13 protein-coding genes are annotated in these 15,133 nt (G+C 49.6%); 4 read left to right on the forward strand and 9 right to left on the reverse strand.

Annotation, left to right across the window (positions count from 1 at the left end; translation table 11 throughout):
* Positions 1-14 precede the first annotated feature (14 nt).
* The 3 genes from yegQ to CSQ88_RS13795 all read right to left on the reverse strand — a co-directional run bounded on the left by yegQ (position 15) and on the right by CSQ88_RS13795 (position 2,565).
* Positions 15-1,385: a tRNA 5-hydroxyuridine modification protein YegQ gene (yegQ, locus tag CSQ88_RS13785; RefSeq protein WP_099398672.1), complete on the reverse strand. Its 1,371-nt coding sequence runs from the start codon at positions 1,383-1,385 to the stop codon at positions 15-17.
* Between the two features lie 405 nt (positions 1,386-1,790).
* The gene (locus CSQ88_RS13790; protein ID WP_099398673.1) at positions 1,791-2,057 is read right to left on the reverse strand and encodes a DUF2798 domain-containing protein; all 267 of its coding nucleotides are present in this window, start codon (positions 2,055-2,057) and stop codon (positions 1,791-1,793) included.
* Positions 2,058-2,280: 223 nt separating this feature from the next.
* Positions 2,281-2,565, reverse strand: a complete 285-nt coding sequence (locus CSQ88_RS13795; protein ID WP_099398674.1) for a hypothetical protein — start codon at positions 2,563-2,565, stop codon at positions 2,281-2,283.
* Between the two features lie 194 nt (positions 2,566-2,759).
* Here CSQ88_RS13795 and CSQ88_RS13800 point away from each other — a divergent pair, with 194 nt between their 5' ends.
* Complete coding sequence (locus CSQ88_RS13800) at positions 2,760-4,202, forward strand: PLP-dependent aminotransferase family protein (protein ID WP_099398685.1); 1,443 nt, start codon at positions 2,760-2,762, stop codon at positions 4,200-4,202.
* Here the strand turns inward: CSQ88_RS13800 and CSQ88_RS13805 are convergent.
* The 5 genes from CSQ88_RS13805 to CSQ88_RS13825 all read right to left on the reverse strand — a co-directional run bounded on the left by CSQ88_RS13805 (position 4,199) and on the right by CSQ88_RS13825 (position 10,117).
* Positions 4,199-5,488 carry an HD-GYP domain-containing protein gene (locus CSQ88_RS13805; protein ID WP_099398675.1) on the reverse strand — a complete coding sequence of 430 codons (1,290 nt, stop codon included), beginning with the start codon at positions 5,486-5,488 and terminating at the stop codon, positions 4,199-4,201. The genes CSQ88_RS13800 and CSQ88_RS13805 overlap by 4 nt on opposite strands.
* A gap of 113 nt (positions 5,489-5,601) precedes the next feature.
* On the reverse strand, positions 5,602-6,897 hold the full coding sequence (locus CSQ88_RS13810; RefSeq protein WP_099398676.1) for an HD-GYP domain-containing protein: 1,296 nt from the start codon (positions 6,895-6,897) through the stop codon (positions 5,602-5,604).
* A gap of 233 nt (positions 6,898-7,130) precedes the next feature.
* Positions 7,131-8,993, reverse strand: coding sequence for a 1-deoxy-D-xylulose-5-phosphate synthase (dxs, locus tag CSQ88_RS13815; protein WP_257212602.1), 1,863 nt, complete (start codon positions 8,991-8,993; stop codon positions 7,131-7,133).
* Positions 8,993-9,886, reverse strand: a complete 894-nt coding sequence (locus tag CSQ88_RS13820) for a polyprenyl synthetase family protein (protein ID WP_099398678.1) — start codon at positions 9,884-9,886, stop codon at positions 8,993-8,995. The genes dxs and CSQ88_RS13820 overlap by 1 nt, the downstream gene beginning before the upstream one ends.
* Complete coding sequence (locus CSQ88_RS13825; RefSeq protein WP_099398679.1) at positions 9,887-10,117, reverse strand: exodeoxyribonuclease VII small subunit; 231 nt, start codon at positions 10,115-10,117, stop codon at positions 9,887-9,889.
* 362 nt (positions 10,118-10,479) lie between these two features.
* Between CSQ88_RS13825 and CSQ88_RS13830 the strand changes: the two genes are divergently transcribed.
* From CSQ88_RS13830 to CSQ88_RS13840, 3 genes are all read left to right on the forward strand, one after another.
* The gene (locus CSQ88_RS13830) at positions 10,480-11,334 is read left to right on the forward strand and encodes a beta-1,6-N-acetylglucosaminyltransferase (protein ID WP_180273661.1); all 855 of its coding nucleotides are present in this window, start codon (positions 10,480-10,482) and stop codon (positions 11,332-11,334) included.
* A gap of 87 nt (positions 11,335-11,421) precedes the next feature.
* On the forward strand, positions 11,422-13,209 hold the full coding sequence (glmS, locus tag CSQ88_RS13835) for a glutamine--fructose-6-phosphate transaminase (isomerizing) (RefSeq protein WP_099398681.1): 1,788 nt from the start codon (positions 11,422-11,424) through the stop codon (positions 13,207-13,209).
* Between the two features lie 156 nt (positions 13,210-13,365).
* Complete coding sequence (locus tag CSQ88_RS13840) at positions 13,366-14,961, forward strand: methyl-accepting chemotaxis protein (RefSeq protein WP_099398682.1); 1,596 nt, start codon at positions 13,366-13,368, stop codon at positions 14,959-14,961.
* 80 nt (positions 14,962-15,041) lie between these two features.
* On the opposite strand, the gene CSQ88_RS13845 is transcribed toward CSQ88_RS13840, so the two are convergent.
* Positions 15,042-15,133 (reverse strand): IS3 family transposase (locus CSQ88_RS13845; protein ID WP_143449393.1); only part of this gene is annotated, 92 nt, incomplete at its 5' end.

The following is a 15,133-nucleotide window of genomic DNA, read 5'->3' on the forward strand; positions in this document are numbered from 1 at the left end:
CATTTCAGTCAATATTAAGCGGCCATTTCTTCAGCCGTAAACAAGCGTGAAATCAGCGCTTTTTCAAAACCGGCTTCCATAGGAATCGATATTTTTACGCCATTGCCTGCGGCCACTTCGCAAGGGTTGCCGCTCTTATCACGCATTTCGGCCAGAGTGATAATGCGGTTGCCACTTGGGTGAATAATTTCCAGCTGATCGCCCACGGCAAAACGGTTTTTCACCTCGATCTTCGCCCAGCCATCTTGCACACTCAGCACCTCGCCCACAAACTGGCTTTGCTTGGATTTGGAATGGCCATCCAGGTAATTCTGCGCTTCATGGGTGTAATGACGCTGGTAAAAGCCATCGGTGTAACCACGGTTGGCTAGGCCATCCAGATCAGCCAAGAGTGCCGGATTAAACGGCCGCCCTGCCACTGCATCGTCAATCGCCTGGCGGTAAACCTGAGCGGTACGCGCAACGTAATACAGTGATTTTGTGCGGCCTTCGATTTTGAGCGAATCTACGCCGATTTTGGTCAGACGCTCAATATGCTGCACCGCACGCAGATCTTTGGAATTCATAATATAAGTGCCGTGCTCGTCTTCCATAATCGGCATCAGCTCATCCGGGCGGCTTTGTTCTGCAATCAGATAGGTTTTATCGGCGGAAGGATGGCGCTCTGCACCACCACAGGCGGCAAAGCTCTGATTAGCGTCTTCCATGGCCTTATTAAAATCAAACTGAATCACCTGCGGCTTCACGTCCCCGGCATCGTCTTCCACCGTGTCATTCATTTTGTAATCCCAGCGGCAAGCATTGGTGCAAGTGCCCTGATTAGGATCGCGGTGGTTAAAGTAACCTGACAACAGGCAGCGGCCTGAATAGGCAATACAGAGCGCGCCATGGACAAACACTTCGAGTTCCATATCCGGGCACAGCTGACGGATTTCTTCCACTTCATCAAGGCTCAGCTCGCGGGATAAAATAACCCGCTCAAGGCCAAGCGACTTCCAGAATTTCACTCCGGCGTAATTCACGGTATTAGCTTGCACCGACAGGTGAATCACCTGCTCAGGCCATTTTTCCCGCACCATCATAATCAGGCCGGGGTCGGCCATAATCAGCGCATCGGGCTTCATGGCAATCACCGGCTCCATATCGGCAAGATAAGTTTTAACCTTGGCGTTATGCGGCAGAATATTGCTGGCTACAAAGAACTTCTTGCCACGCTGGTGCGCCTCGATAATCCCCTGGCCAATTTGCTCGAGCTTAAATTCATTATTACGGGCACGCAGTGAATAGCGTGGCTGGCCGGCATAGACCGCGTCTGCACCGAAATCATAAGCGGCGCGCATTTTGTCCAAAGTGCCAGCGGGAAGAAGAAGTTCTGGGGCTTTCATGATGATCCGATCTTATAAGCGCCTGCAGTAAACCAAGCAAATGGCTGCCATGCAGATTGTAAAAAAACGCGATTATAGCACGGTCTTTTTGCCTATTTTTTAATCAAGCATAAAAAACACACTGAAAACAGCAGCTTAATTGGCTTATCCACAAGCCATCCACGGACTTGCTGGATCAATTCTTGGATAAACGGCAAATACTGATTAAAAAATACGCAGTACAGAAAAAACCTGCCGGAGCAATGACTTGCCTGACTTGTCCACAGGACGTGCACAGGCTTGTTCGCGCATGACGGGGATAAGCTGAAATTTTATGATATAGGCCCAGTTGTGCAAAAGCGGGGCCTGTGAGCACATCAAAATAAGCGGATTAAATGGCTTTAACTCAAAGCCACTTGGCCAAGCTTAGCCCTGATCAATCAGCAAAGCAGTCAACTTTTTTACTAAGGGCAAAACCAAGAGCAGGGTAGGAAAAGCCACCAGCCAGGATAAGCCCCAAGCGCTGGGCCAAAGATCAAACAGCCTAGATGTAAAACCCACACCACGTAAAGTGCTGATCAATGAAACAACGCAAGTCATTAATACAGAGAGTAAAAATGGCATGACTAAATTGGCGTGCCTGGCGGGAATAAAGCCCGATCGGCGACGAGCGAAAGGATTTGATGATTTCATAGCAACTCCATAAGCCGGACAAACAAGCGCCTTTTTGCAGCAATGCGTCTTAAGCCCTTACCTAGGGGAAAAACGCTCATAAAAAAATTCTTATGGTCAGCAGCAAAAAACAAGCACCGGAAATATCCGGCGGCTTTAGCGCGTTGATTGACGTAAACGCTTACGGTAAATCAATAGATGACTTACGCAACCATCATATATAAAGCTGCAAAAAAGTTCAAGCTTAAAATCCAGCCAATAATCCCTGGATTTTCCAAACCCAGCGGCGCACTGGCGATGTATCAATAATATGTATTTCTGCCTCATCGCCTGCTAGGCTCACCCAGCCCGCCTCCTCAATCAACTCACACTCGCCTTCAAGCAATACCCTGGTCTGTGGCAGTAAACACTCCCCCATATAATGCGGCGCGTATTGAAGATGCAGCTTGCCCCGCAGCACCAGAATCTGAGTACCTGCTCTTAAATAGCCACGCAACACCTGCCCTTTTCGTAATACTTGCTTTTCCATCGCTTTGCTCCACCACTTTTTGATGCAAACCATCTTAATGAGCAGCAAGCTGTAAAAACAGCGACAAGAAACGGTCATCTGCTACGCAGCAGAGGTGTTTTTTTTAATCTGTTATGGTGTGGTTTATTGCGATCTATATCTATGTAAAAGCACGCTGTTACCGCATGATTCCCCCACAACAGGCGGAGGCGTTTATGGATTACCTTTATCAGCGCTGGGCAGCGCATTATCTCAGTGCCATTGTCTCTGGCACGCTGAAAGTGGGCGAGCGCATGCCTTCTTTGCGGGAGCTCATGCGCCTGCATGGCATCAGCCTCTCTACCGCCTTGCAATTGTGCCGCCAGCTGGAAACCGATGGCTATCTGGAGGCAAAGCCCCGCTCTGGTTATTTTGTCCGCCAGAGAATGCGTATCACGCCAGTGACTGAGCCAAGACTGGAGATCGATCAGGCCCAATATGTAGGGATTCATGCCCGTGTTTCTGATTTTATCGCCCGTGGCAGGCAGCAGGCGATTCAGCATAATTTCTCTGTAGCCCGCTGCTCGCCTGATCTTTACCCCGGCGAAGCACTTAAAAATGCAGCGATTCGGGCCATTAAGCAAAATCCCGGTTTATTTGTCAGCGCCGTCCCAAATAAAGGCCATCCGGCGTTTCGGGCTGTGCTGGCCAAGCGCGCAATGCGGATGGGCGTGCTGATGTCTCCCGAGGAGGTGTTGATCACCCACGGCTGTATCGAGGCGCTTAATCTGGCACTGCGGGCAGTTGCCCAGCCAGGCGACACCATTGCAGTTGAATCGCCCACTTTTTACGGCCTGCTGCAAGTTTTGGAAAGCTTGGGCCTGCGCGCAATTGAAATTCCCACCAGCCCGCAGACTGGTATATCCATTGAAGCCCTAGAGCTGGCCTGCCAGACCTACAACAATATTAAAGCTGTGGTGGTGGTACCGCATTTACAAAACCCGCTGGGCAGCATCATGCCCGAGGCACATAAAGACAGGCTGGTGGCGCTCTGCGAAGCGCAGGCGATTCCATTAATCGAAGACGATACCTATAGCGAGCTGATCAACGACGATATTCCGCTGCGCGCCTTAAAAGCACGGGATCAAACCGGCAACGTGATTTATTGCGCATCGCTGCATAAGATTTTAGCGCCAGGCATGCGCTTGGGCTGGATGAGCGGCGGGCGCTGGCAGGCGCGGATTGAAATGCTGAAGTATGCGCAAACCCGTGATAACGAGGCATGGTCGCAAATCGCTGCCGCCGAATATATGGGTTCCAGCGCTTATGACAGGCATTTGCGCAAGCTACGCAGCACGCTTAAAACCCAGCGCGAACGCACTGCTGAGGCCATTGCCCGCTATTTTCCAGCCGGCACGCGGCTGAATGTGCCCCAAGGCGGGCTGGCTTTATGGGTGGAATTACCTGATCAGCTGTCATCAAAGCACGTTTTTGATGCGGCGCTTAAGAAAGGTATTTTAATTGCGCCCGGGCTGATGTTTTCTAATTCAAATCGCTTTGAGCACTTTATTCGCATCAACTGCGGCTGGCCTTTCAACCCGGACATTGATCGTGCTTTACAAAGCTTAGGCCATCTCATTCATGAAATAAGCCGCCTGAACACACCTCATCCGGCTTAAATTTCCCGTAAATGAAAGATCAGATCCTTTAATGCTTCTTGCGAAACACCATCCAGAGCGGGTGAACGGCGCTCTATTTCATTGGCAAGATCAAAGAGCATCCATTCCATTTCACTCAGCATGGCTTGTAATTCAGCCAGCATTTCCGGGTCTTCCAGCCCATAGGCCTGCACCGCCTGTACATCGTCCGGATTTAAGCCTGCCTGAACAATCAGCGCACGAATACTTTCCATACGCTCAAATAAAAAACCAAGCGGTGAATCAAGGTTTGCCCCTTCATTGATTTGCCCTTCAAGCATGGCATGTAAAGCCAGCCATGATTGAAGAAAATCCGCAATATGCGCTAATTGCACGGAGGTATCCCTGACCACCACCGCCTGATGCTCTTCACTGCTCATCGAGCCCAATAAGTCTCTTAAAGCCTTAACCGCAGGAGGATCAAAACGGGAACGCAGCAAGGTAAACAGAGCATCCAGTCTTTTTAAATCAAAACGGTGCAATACCGCATCGCTGACGTCAGCAATGGCAATAATCTGCGCTAAACGGCTGATCGCCTCCTTACGCAAACCATAGGGATAGCCACTGCCATCCAGCCGCTCATGATGCTGCAAAATGGCATGGCAGGCCGCGGCAGAAAACGCAGGAAAAGAATGCACCAACATATAGCTGGTAATCGGATGTACATGAATATAGCGGCGCTCTTGCGGCGTAATGACATGCCCGGCGGTCAGCAGCTCCGGGTCTGTATGCATCTCACCCAAATCATGGCATAAAGCGGCCAGCGTTAATGCCGTTTTATCCGCATCAGATAATTTCAGCTGTTGTGCCAGCGAGTATGAAACGATGCAATTTCTCAGTGCATGTGCAAACAAACTTGGGCGCTGATCATGCATCACAGTCAGCCGGAATCGAATCGGCAGGGGTAAAACAAGCATAGCAAGCTGATGCTTAACCGCCAGCACATCACCCGATCTGCTTACTATTTTTGCAATCAGCGCATCTTTCTCGATAATTTTCCCCACTTCAAAAGCCAGCTGCTGACCATCAACCGGCTTATCGGTTGCCAGCGCCTGATCAAGCGGAGTAGATAATTTATGCCTGGTCAGCAAATCAAACTGATGGCTGCTGATCTTCGCCCCCTTTGCCAGTAACTTCATGCCGTTTTCCGCAAAGATATCCTGATCTGCGATCACCTCACGCTTATCGCCCATTTGGGTCGCTGCGCGAATATAGTGAGGGTTTTCTTCGGGAAGCTCAGCGCGTTGAGAGAGCGGATCAGGCAACATTGATGTGCCTTAAAGCCGGAAGGCTTAAAAAAATAAGTATAACCATATCCATCAGACCTTAATAAATATAATTAAATATAAAATAACCATAAAAACTTATTAATAAAATAGTATTAAGGTGCGCGTATTTCACGCAATTGCTGCACTAATTCTTCAAACATATTAGGCGGTATGCCATCAGATAATGGCGAGCGCCGCTCTATTTCATTGGCCATCTCATTCAGTATCCATTCCATTTCATTGAGCATGGTTTGCAACTGCTGCTGTAAATTAGGGTCCTCCTGGGCCACCGTTTGCATACCATGAAGATCGTCCGGATTAAATCCCATTTGCAATACCAGAGAATGCACCCCATCCATACGTTCAAATAAAAAACCTATGGGTGAATTTTGAGCCGCACCAGCTTTCATCTGTACACACAACATCGCGTGCAATGCCAGCCAGCCCTCTAATAAATCGGCAATATGATGCAGTTGCAGGCTAGTTTCACCGCTCTTACACGCCAGCAGCGAATCAAAAGGCAGATCGTGCACTAATTCTCTGAGCGCTTTAATCAACCGGGCATCAAAACGTGTTTTATTCAGCGCAAATGAGATCTGTAAACGAAGTAAATCAAAGCGCCGCAAAATGGCATCCGCCGTATCTGCCACTGCGATATATTGTGAAAGCGGGTGGATTCTTTCTTTTTGCAAACCATAGGGATAACCACTGCCATCCAGCCTTTCATGGTGATGCAAAATGGCCTGTGCGGCCATTCCGGAAAAATCATCGACTTTAGTCACCACCAGGTAGCTGGTAATGGGATGCACATGCAAATAACAGCGCTCAATCAGGGTGACGCGATGGCCCGAAGTGAGCAGCTCCGGATCAGTATGCATCTCGCCCATATCATGGCAAATGGCAGCAAGCAGTAATTGATCACGGTAAATCTCGGGCAATTTAGTTTGCTGTGCCAGGGCGTGACACCAAATACTCACTCGTATCACATGCTCAAACAGATTAAGCCGCTGCTCTTTCATGACCGTCAGCCTGAATTGAACCGGTAAGGGCAGTGGCAACTGTGCTAACGCCTGCCTGACCACTAACACGCCCCCCACTTTGGCCAGCATGCGGGCCAAAAATACATCTGCTGCCAGAATTTTTGCCGCATACGCAGACAGCTGATCCCCATTCACAGCATTCTGAACCAACAGGCTCTGATCAATAGAAATGGATAATTTATGCCGGGAAAGCAGATCAAACTGATCGCTGTTAATACGCGAACCTTTAGCCAGCAAGAGAATGCCTGCTAGGGTAAAGACATCCTGATTGGCGATCACGTCTCTGGAGTCGCCCATCTGAGTCACTGCACGTAAGTAATGAGGTGTTTCTTCTGGCAGCTCTGACGAATGAGCTAAAGAATTTTGCATTTTTTTCAGAATTCGCTAATGAGACCTTATTAGCTTAGGATATTTAAATCACAAATTAAGCAGCGTCGGCCAGTAAAACAACAATTTCAGCATTTATTACAAAAATCATCCGGCTTATCTGAAAAAAAATTTCTAAGCACAATAAGCAATTTCAGGTAAGCACGTATCACTGCTTTTGAGCGCCAATAAAAAAACGAGGCATCGCCTCGTTTTTTTATTTCAGTGCAGCCCGCTTAAAGCGCCCAGCGCTGCCGGATACCCGCCTCAATACCTGCTGCATCCAGCCCGCATTCAGCCAGTTGCACATTCTGATCGGCATGCTCGATATAACGATCAGGAAAACCCAGCTGCAAGACAGGTTTGCACAGATCCTGAGCCAGCAGACTTTCAATCACGGCAGAGCCTGCTCCGCCCATAATGGCGCCTTCTTCAACCGTCACCAGATAATCATGGCTGGCAGCTAATTCAGCAATCAGGCTGACATCAAGCGGCTTAACAAAGCGCATATTTACGACAGTTGCATTTAAAGCATCGCCCGCCTCTAAAGCAGCGGCCAGCACCGGGCCAAATGCCAGGATGGCGATCTTGCTGCCCCGGCGGCGTATTTCAGCACAGCCCATAGGGATGGCGGTCATCTCGCTTTGTACTTCAACACCAGGCCCCGTACCGCGGGGGTAGCGCACTGCACTTGGGCCTTCGTACAGAAAAGCGGTGTAGAGCATCTGACGACATTCGTTTTCGTCAGATGGCGTCAGCACCACCATATTGGGAATACAGCGCAGATAGGACAGATCGAATGATCCGGCATGGGTCGGGCCATCTGCCCCCACTTGCCCGGCACGATCAATCGCAAACACAACGGGTAAATTTTGCAGGGCCACATCATGAATCAGCTGATCATAAGCGCGTTGCAAAAAGGTGGAATAAATCGCCACCACGGGTTTTAAACCTTCACAGGCAAGACCACCCGCAAAGGTCACCGCATGTTGCTCGGCAATGCCCACATCAAAATAGCGATCAGGGTGTTCCTGCTCAAAACGCACCAGCCCGGAGCCTTCACGCATCGCTGGGGTAATGCCTAATAAGCGTTTATCTTTTTTGGCCATATCGCACAGCCAGTCGCCAAACACCTTGGTATAGCTGACTTTAGCGGCCTTCGCGCCTTGCATGCCGTCTTCTTTTTCAAACGGCGTCACTGCATGGTATTTCACCGGATCGGCAACGGCTTTTTTATAGCCTTCACCTTTACGCGTCACCACATGCAAAAACTGCGGGCCTTTAAGCTGCTTGATATTTGCCAGCGTGGTAACTAGGGTATCCAAATCATGGCCATCGATCGGGCCGATATAATTAAAGCCGAACTGCTCAAACATGGTGCCGGGTGTCAGCATGCTTTTTACATGCTCTTCGCCTTTTTTTGCCAGCTCTTTAAGTGGCGGCACGGCTTCCAGCACCCGGGCAGATTTGCTGCGGATGCCGTTATAAAACTTACTTGATAATAATTTAGACAGATAATTGGTCAGTGCGCCCACATTGGGGGAAATCGACATTTCATTGTCGTTCAGCACTACCAGCAAATTCACATCCCGGTGGCCCGCATTATTCAGTGCTTCAAAAGCCTGGCCAGCCGTCATTGCGCCATCGCCAATCACAGCAATAGCATGGCGGTCTTCACCCTTGAGCTTAGCGGCTTCGGCAAAACCCAGTGCCGCGCCAATTGACGTGCTGGAATGCCCCACGCCAAAAGTGTCGTACTCGCTTTCTTCACGCTTTGGAAAACCCGCAAGGCCATGCTGTTTGCGCATGGTATGCATTTGCGCGCGGCGGCCCGTTAAGATTTTATGCGGGTAGCTTTGATGGCCCACATCCCAAACCAGGCGATCGTGCGGGGTATCAAATACATAGTGCAGCGCAACGGTCAGCTCCAGCGCGCCCAGATTAGAAGCAAAGTGCCCACCGGTCTGGCTGACAGAATCAAGCAGGTAGTTGCGCAATTCATTGGCAAGCTGAGGCAAATCGGCTTTGGCCAATTTTTTAAGCTCCAGCGGGCAAGACACTTTATCAAGCAGGGGATAACTCATCTCGAGTTTCTTCATTAGTTAGCGCGTTCCACAATAAAATCGGCCAAGAACACCAAACCACGGGCTTTTTCACCAAAGGGCTCAATCGCCGCCAGTGCCTGGGATTTAAGCTCCTCCGCCTTTTGCTTAGCCGCCGCTAAGCCAAGCAGGGAAACATAGGTGGGTTTATTATTGGCCGCATCTTTTCCTGCTGTTTTGCCAAGAGTGGCCGAATCAGCTTCTTCATCCAGCACGTCATCAACCACCTGAAATGCAAGACCAATACATTGTGCGTAATCATCCAGACGGGCACGCTCTTCATCGCTGATAGCGGTGCCGCAATAGGAGCCCAGCAAGACCGCAGCGCGAATCAAAGCACCTGTTTTTAAGCCGTGCATTTGTTCCAACCCGGGAAGGCTTAAGGCCTGGCCTACGCTGTACAGATCAATTCCCTGGCCACCGCACATCCCCATGCTGCCTGAGGCACGGGCCAGAATATTGATCATTTTAAGCTGATCAGCCGGCGCATCGGCCAGCGTATATGAGCTGAGGACATCAAATGCTGCCGTTTGCAGTGCATCGCCCGCCAGTAGCGCAGAAGCTTCGCCAAATGCGATATGACAGGTCGGCTTGCCACGGCGCAGCACATCGTTATCCATAGCCGGCATATCGTCATGCACAAGAGAATAAGCATGAATTAACTCAACGGCTGCGCCCGCATATTGCAAGCGCTCAGGCGATGCATCCACAACGGCACCTGCGGCAAAAGCCAGCAGAGGGCGGACACGTTTGCCACCATCCAGCACTGAATAGCGCATGGCAGTATGTAGCTGAGGTGGAATATGATCCTGAAGAGGCAAAACAGCCGCGAGCGTCTGCTCCATACGGGACTGGACGTCTTGCATCCAGCTTTTAAAGTCTGATGTCATTTATTCTTTATCCGCAGAGAAAGGCTTGAGCTCCGCACCTTCAAGCACACGTATCCGTTGCTCTGCATCGGCTAAGCGGCTTTCGCAAAATTGCAACAGTTCGGTGCCACGTTTATAAGTGGTGAGGGCTGTTTCCAGCGGTAAATTACCCGCTTCCATTTCAGCAATCAGGCCTTCTAACTCCTGAAGTCCTGCCTCAAAGCTAACGGGGCTTTTAGTTGCTTTCGGCATGCGCTAAATATCCCGAATAAAACCGCAAACTTTAGCCCTCTGAGGCTATGCAGTCAATATTGATCAGAGATTTACCCCGGCAATAACAGGGTGATCTGCACGATTTCGCCCTTATTATTAATTGCCCGGCTCTGCATGCTGTCTGTAATTCAACTTTTCCTGTGTTTAATTATCTCCTGTCCCTCTTGCCATCCCGCAAAAGAACCAAAGAGCCGGATGTGCCGTAAGGCTTGTGCAGCGCCACTCACAGCACTTCATAGCTTTCACAGTATCACGCCCGAATATTTGTCTTTGTGCATAAGATCATTTATTTAAAAATGATTCGGGTTAAAATTAAAACCATTTATAAAATGGAAATCCGAATGCGTATTGGCTATTTAATCCTGAGCCACGCTCATCCCGCTCAATTAGGCCGGCTTTGTCAGCAGCTTTTTGCTGAAAATACCCGGCTTTATATTCATGTTGATGCCAATACCGCAGCCAGTGATTTTGCCGCTATGCAAGCCGCAACACCAGAAGATGCACAATTTATCGCAAGGCAGCCTTGCCGCTGGGGAGGTTTTTCGCTGGTAGCGGCAACGCTTGCGCTGATTGACGCCGCAATCAAAGATGATTGTGACTATATGGTGTTGTTATCTGCCCAGGATTTCCCGCTTAAACCGCATGCTGAGATTATCCGCCAGCTGAACAATCACACAGGGTTTATTGAATTTCGCCGCCAGCCAGATCCTGACTTTGATATCAGCTATCGCTACCAGAGCTATCACCCTGAAGCACTGAAAGGCAGCTTCGCTGGCAAGCTATTGCAAAAAATACAACGCCCGCTCCTGCGGTTCGGGCTACTTCAGCGCAAGCTGCCCGCTTCACTCCATACGATTTATTCCGGGTCTCAATGGTGGTGTCTGTCCAGACGGGCCTGCCTCGCACTGATCAAATTTTGCCTGGATCATCCGGATGTGATCGCCTACTTTCGCCAAACGCTGGTGCCGGACGAAATGTTTGTGCAAACCATTCTGATGCATACGCCTGTGGCAGCAGAGCTTATTAATGATTCACAACATGATCTGGAATGGGAAAGTGGCGCATGGTCGCCCCGCACATTTACCCCGGACGATCTGCCCCGTTTGCTGGCCAGCAGCTCATTATTTGCCAGAAAATTTGCTGCAGACGGAGAAGTCAGCGGGCTGCTTAAACCCTATTTATGCCCAAAACAATAAAAGAATGGCTGCCAGCTCAATTGCTTAAGTAAAAAAATTTTTATATCAGATAATTAAAAGGGGCAACACAATACCGGAGCAAGAAAAATGGGCGCTTTGCTTGGAATGATTTCGCAAGAGAATGTACTGCCAAATATCAGTCAGCAGCTTCACCCTCTGATTGAACAAGGGCATTGCAGCGCAACATTAATCAGCGATCAGGCATCAGCACAAATTTTATCCTGCCCAACCCTTACCTTACACCTGCATCTGCACGGACAAAGTGCTCATCGTGTACTTATCCGCTTCGATTGGGATCAGCCCCATCACTGCAGTATTGCCAGCAGCCGTGACTCAATTACTGTGTGTTGCCGTGGCCTCATTGAAAACAGTGAAGCCTTGCAGGATAAATTATCCATTCTGGGTTATATCAGTGAGCCAGCCAATACAGCACAGCTGGCGGCTGATTTAATTCACTGGCATTACCGCAGCCAGCACGATTTATTAAAAGCAGTCCATTTAGCGGCCAGTGAAATCATTGGCGTTTACGCCATCAGCGTGATGTCTGCAGAACACACTGGCGAGATCATCTGCACCTCGCGCCACATACCCCTTTTTATTGCCAAAGGAGTGCGCTGCATTGCTTTTTCAGACCAGCCTCAGGCTTTACAAGGCATTGCGCCAGAAATGATCCGGCTGGGGCTTGGGGACACCGCCAAATTAAGCAGTAATGAATTTACCCTTCTCAACCCGTTGGGGGAGCCTTGCATCAGAGCCAGCGAAAACTTTCAGCAGACCCAAATCAAGCTGCATGGTTTTCATCACTATATGCAAAAAGAAATCAGCGAACAGGCAGGCATTTTTGCTGACATTCTAGATGACACCGGCTGCGACGCTAACTTAGCCCAATTACTCAATAATGATGCCGCGTGTATTTTATGCGATATCGAAGGGATTACGCTGCTGGCCAGCGGCAGCAGCTACCACGCAGCTTTAACGGCCCGTTATTGGTTTGAATCGCTGGCTGGATTACCCTGCACAGTAGAATTAGCCAGCGAATACCGCTACCGGGATGCAGTGCAACACCACAACACGCTCATCATTGCTGTTTCTCAATCCGGCGAGACCGCCGATACCATTGCTGCGCTGAAATATGCACAAAGCCTGGCGCATGAGCACACCCTCGCCATATCAAATGCATCCCCCAGCAGCCTGATGCAATTGGCCCGATTTCAGCTGTTTTTAGCGGCCGGGCCAGAAATCGGGATCACCTCAACCAAGACATTCAGTACCCAACTGCTTACTCTGTACCGGCTGGCGCTCTGCTTTGCCAAATTACGCGATCATCTTTCTGCCGCTGCGGAAGCGGCCGCCATTGATGATTTACGCCGCCTGCCGCGAGCCGCTACCGAGCTTTCAGCCATTACCGGACAATTACAAGAATGGGCACAGAAGATCTTTAGCAGTAAGCAACTCTTTTTTGTTGGCCGCCATCTCTATTACCCTCTTGCCCAGGAGGCAGCCTTAAAAATGCAGGAAGTGGCCTATATCCACGCCTTTGGATTTCCGGCGGGTGAGTTAGTCCACGGGCCACTGACTTTAGTAAACAAAGACTTGCCCGTTATTGCATGCCTGCCGTGGAATCGCTTAACCGAAAAACTACTCGCTAACTTGCAAGAAATCAGGGCCAGAGATGGGGAATTATTTATTTTGTCTGATGCTGGCCTGTCGTCTTCCGAGCACTATCATGTAATTTGCATGGCCAATAATTTACATGATCTGAACCCCATTTTATACGGCATCGCCTTACAAACACTGGCCTATAACACGGCCATTCTGCAAAAAAATGATGTGGATACACCCAGATTTCTAAGTAAGTCTGTAACCAAAAATTAAGTATTAATACGAACTAAAAAATACTAACGACAGCCTACAGAAAGCGTACAACGTTTAATTAGACCAGCGGCTTAAAACCCTCCTTTTTGTCATGCAAATGCAACAATATAGTCATAGTCTTCGCCGGTTTCTTCTATATTGAGTTAATGAAATCCGATGAAAATGGCCACGCAATTAAAATGGGTGAGTGGATTTACCGTAGCCGCCCTCGTTTCCCTCGCAAGCTGGATGACTTGGGAAAGCAATGCACTGACGCGTGATTTTCAATTTCATCACCACAGCCAGACGGCAGTCGCCTCCTTAAATCATGCCCGCAGCACCATGCTGATGATTTCCAGGCTGGATCCTTTAGCTGAAAACGCAAAACAGCAGCTGGACGCGGCCGGGCAGACGGTACAAAGCGCGATTCCCATCATCAGGCCTCATCTGGCAAATGCAGAGCAGCAACAGCTGGAAGCCGCGCTCAGCGGGCACTGGAAAAACTATCTGACCCAGTTTCAGAGTGCCATCACCATCGCCAGCGACAGCCCTCAGGATGCACTCAGCATTCCTGAGCAAATCTATAAAAATGATTTAGAGCCCACGCTCAGCGTTCTGACCCAGCTTGAAAAAGGCTTACAGGCCCAGTCTCAGCTCGCCAATAAAGCAATTAACTTGCGTATCGATCAGCTTTTGCTGACCGTGCTTTTACCGCTCTTGCTCAGTGCTTTATTAATTGTGCTCAGCCAGCTGCATTTTGCGCGCAAGCTCAAAAGCCGCTTGCACGATATGGCGGCTGAAACGGCGAAACTTGAGTCGGGAGATTTAACTTCGCGTATTGCAGAAACGCCGGATGAATTAGGTGAATTAGGCCGTGGCATAAATCGCTTTATCAGCCAACTGGAAAACACGCTCCAGCAGGCCAGACAAGCCTCACAGCTCTCGCGTGAAGAAGCCACACATGTCACTCACCTTGCTAAGGCTAACCATGACGGTGCGACTTTACAAAGTCATCATTTGTTAGAAATAGGCTCCAGCAGCGTGCAATTGCAAAACTCGATCAGCCATATCAGCGAGCAAGCCGTCCGCACCGCCAGCATCAGCCAGCAATCACTCAGTAATGTACAGGCGGCCCATTCAGCAGGACAGGGCTCAAAACTCAGGCTGGAAGCCCTCTCTGGCGATTTTAATCAGATAGAAACCACGATGCAGGCGCTGACTAATGCCATCCAGCAAATCGTAAACGTAGCCAGCATGATTGAAGATATTGCCGGGCAAACCAATCTGCTGGCGCTGAATGCCGCCATCGAGGCAGCGCGCGCCGGTGAGCATGGCCGGGGCTTTGCTGTGGTTGCTGATGAAGTGCGTAAACTATCGCAACTTACGGCCGAATCCACCAAGGATATCCGCCGGATACTGAATGACACGCAAACGTGTACACAAGAAACACTGGAGGCCATGCAATCGGCGGCCAGCCGTGTGGGTGAATGCCAGCAGGACAGCCATACCATCAGCCAAGTATTGGAAGAATTAAACCAGGCCGCCAGCACCGTGAATAAGATGATGATGACGATTACGGCCTCTGTGGAAGCGCAGAGTGCTTCCAGTGAAGCGATCAATGAAAGATTGCATGATATTGGCGGCAATGCCCAGGCCAGCAGCCAGCGCAGCGAGCAAATGCTTAGTGAAATGAATGAGCTCACGCTTGCTGCAAACCATTTGGACAGCCAGCTGGCCTTCTTTAAATTTAACCGCCTGGGCACAGCAGCTTAAACCCGGCTTGTTAATTGCGTTTTGCCTGCAAAAAAAGCCGGACAGTGAACTGACCCCAATTAGTTGGACAGTATTAAAAGCTAGGCGCTCAAGGGCTGGGTTCTGTATTGCACAGGACTCAGCCCTTTTAACTTCAGTTTGATTCGGTCGTGGTTATAGTAATGGATGTAAT

It is taken from the genome of Iodobacter sp. BJB302, from assembly GCF_002735645.1.
Classification (GTDB): Bacteria; Pseudomonadota; Gammaproteobacteria; order Burkholderiales; family Chitinibacteraceae; genus Iodobacter.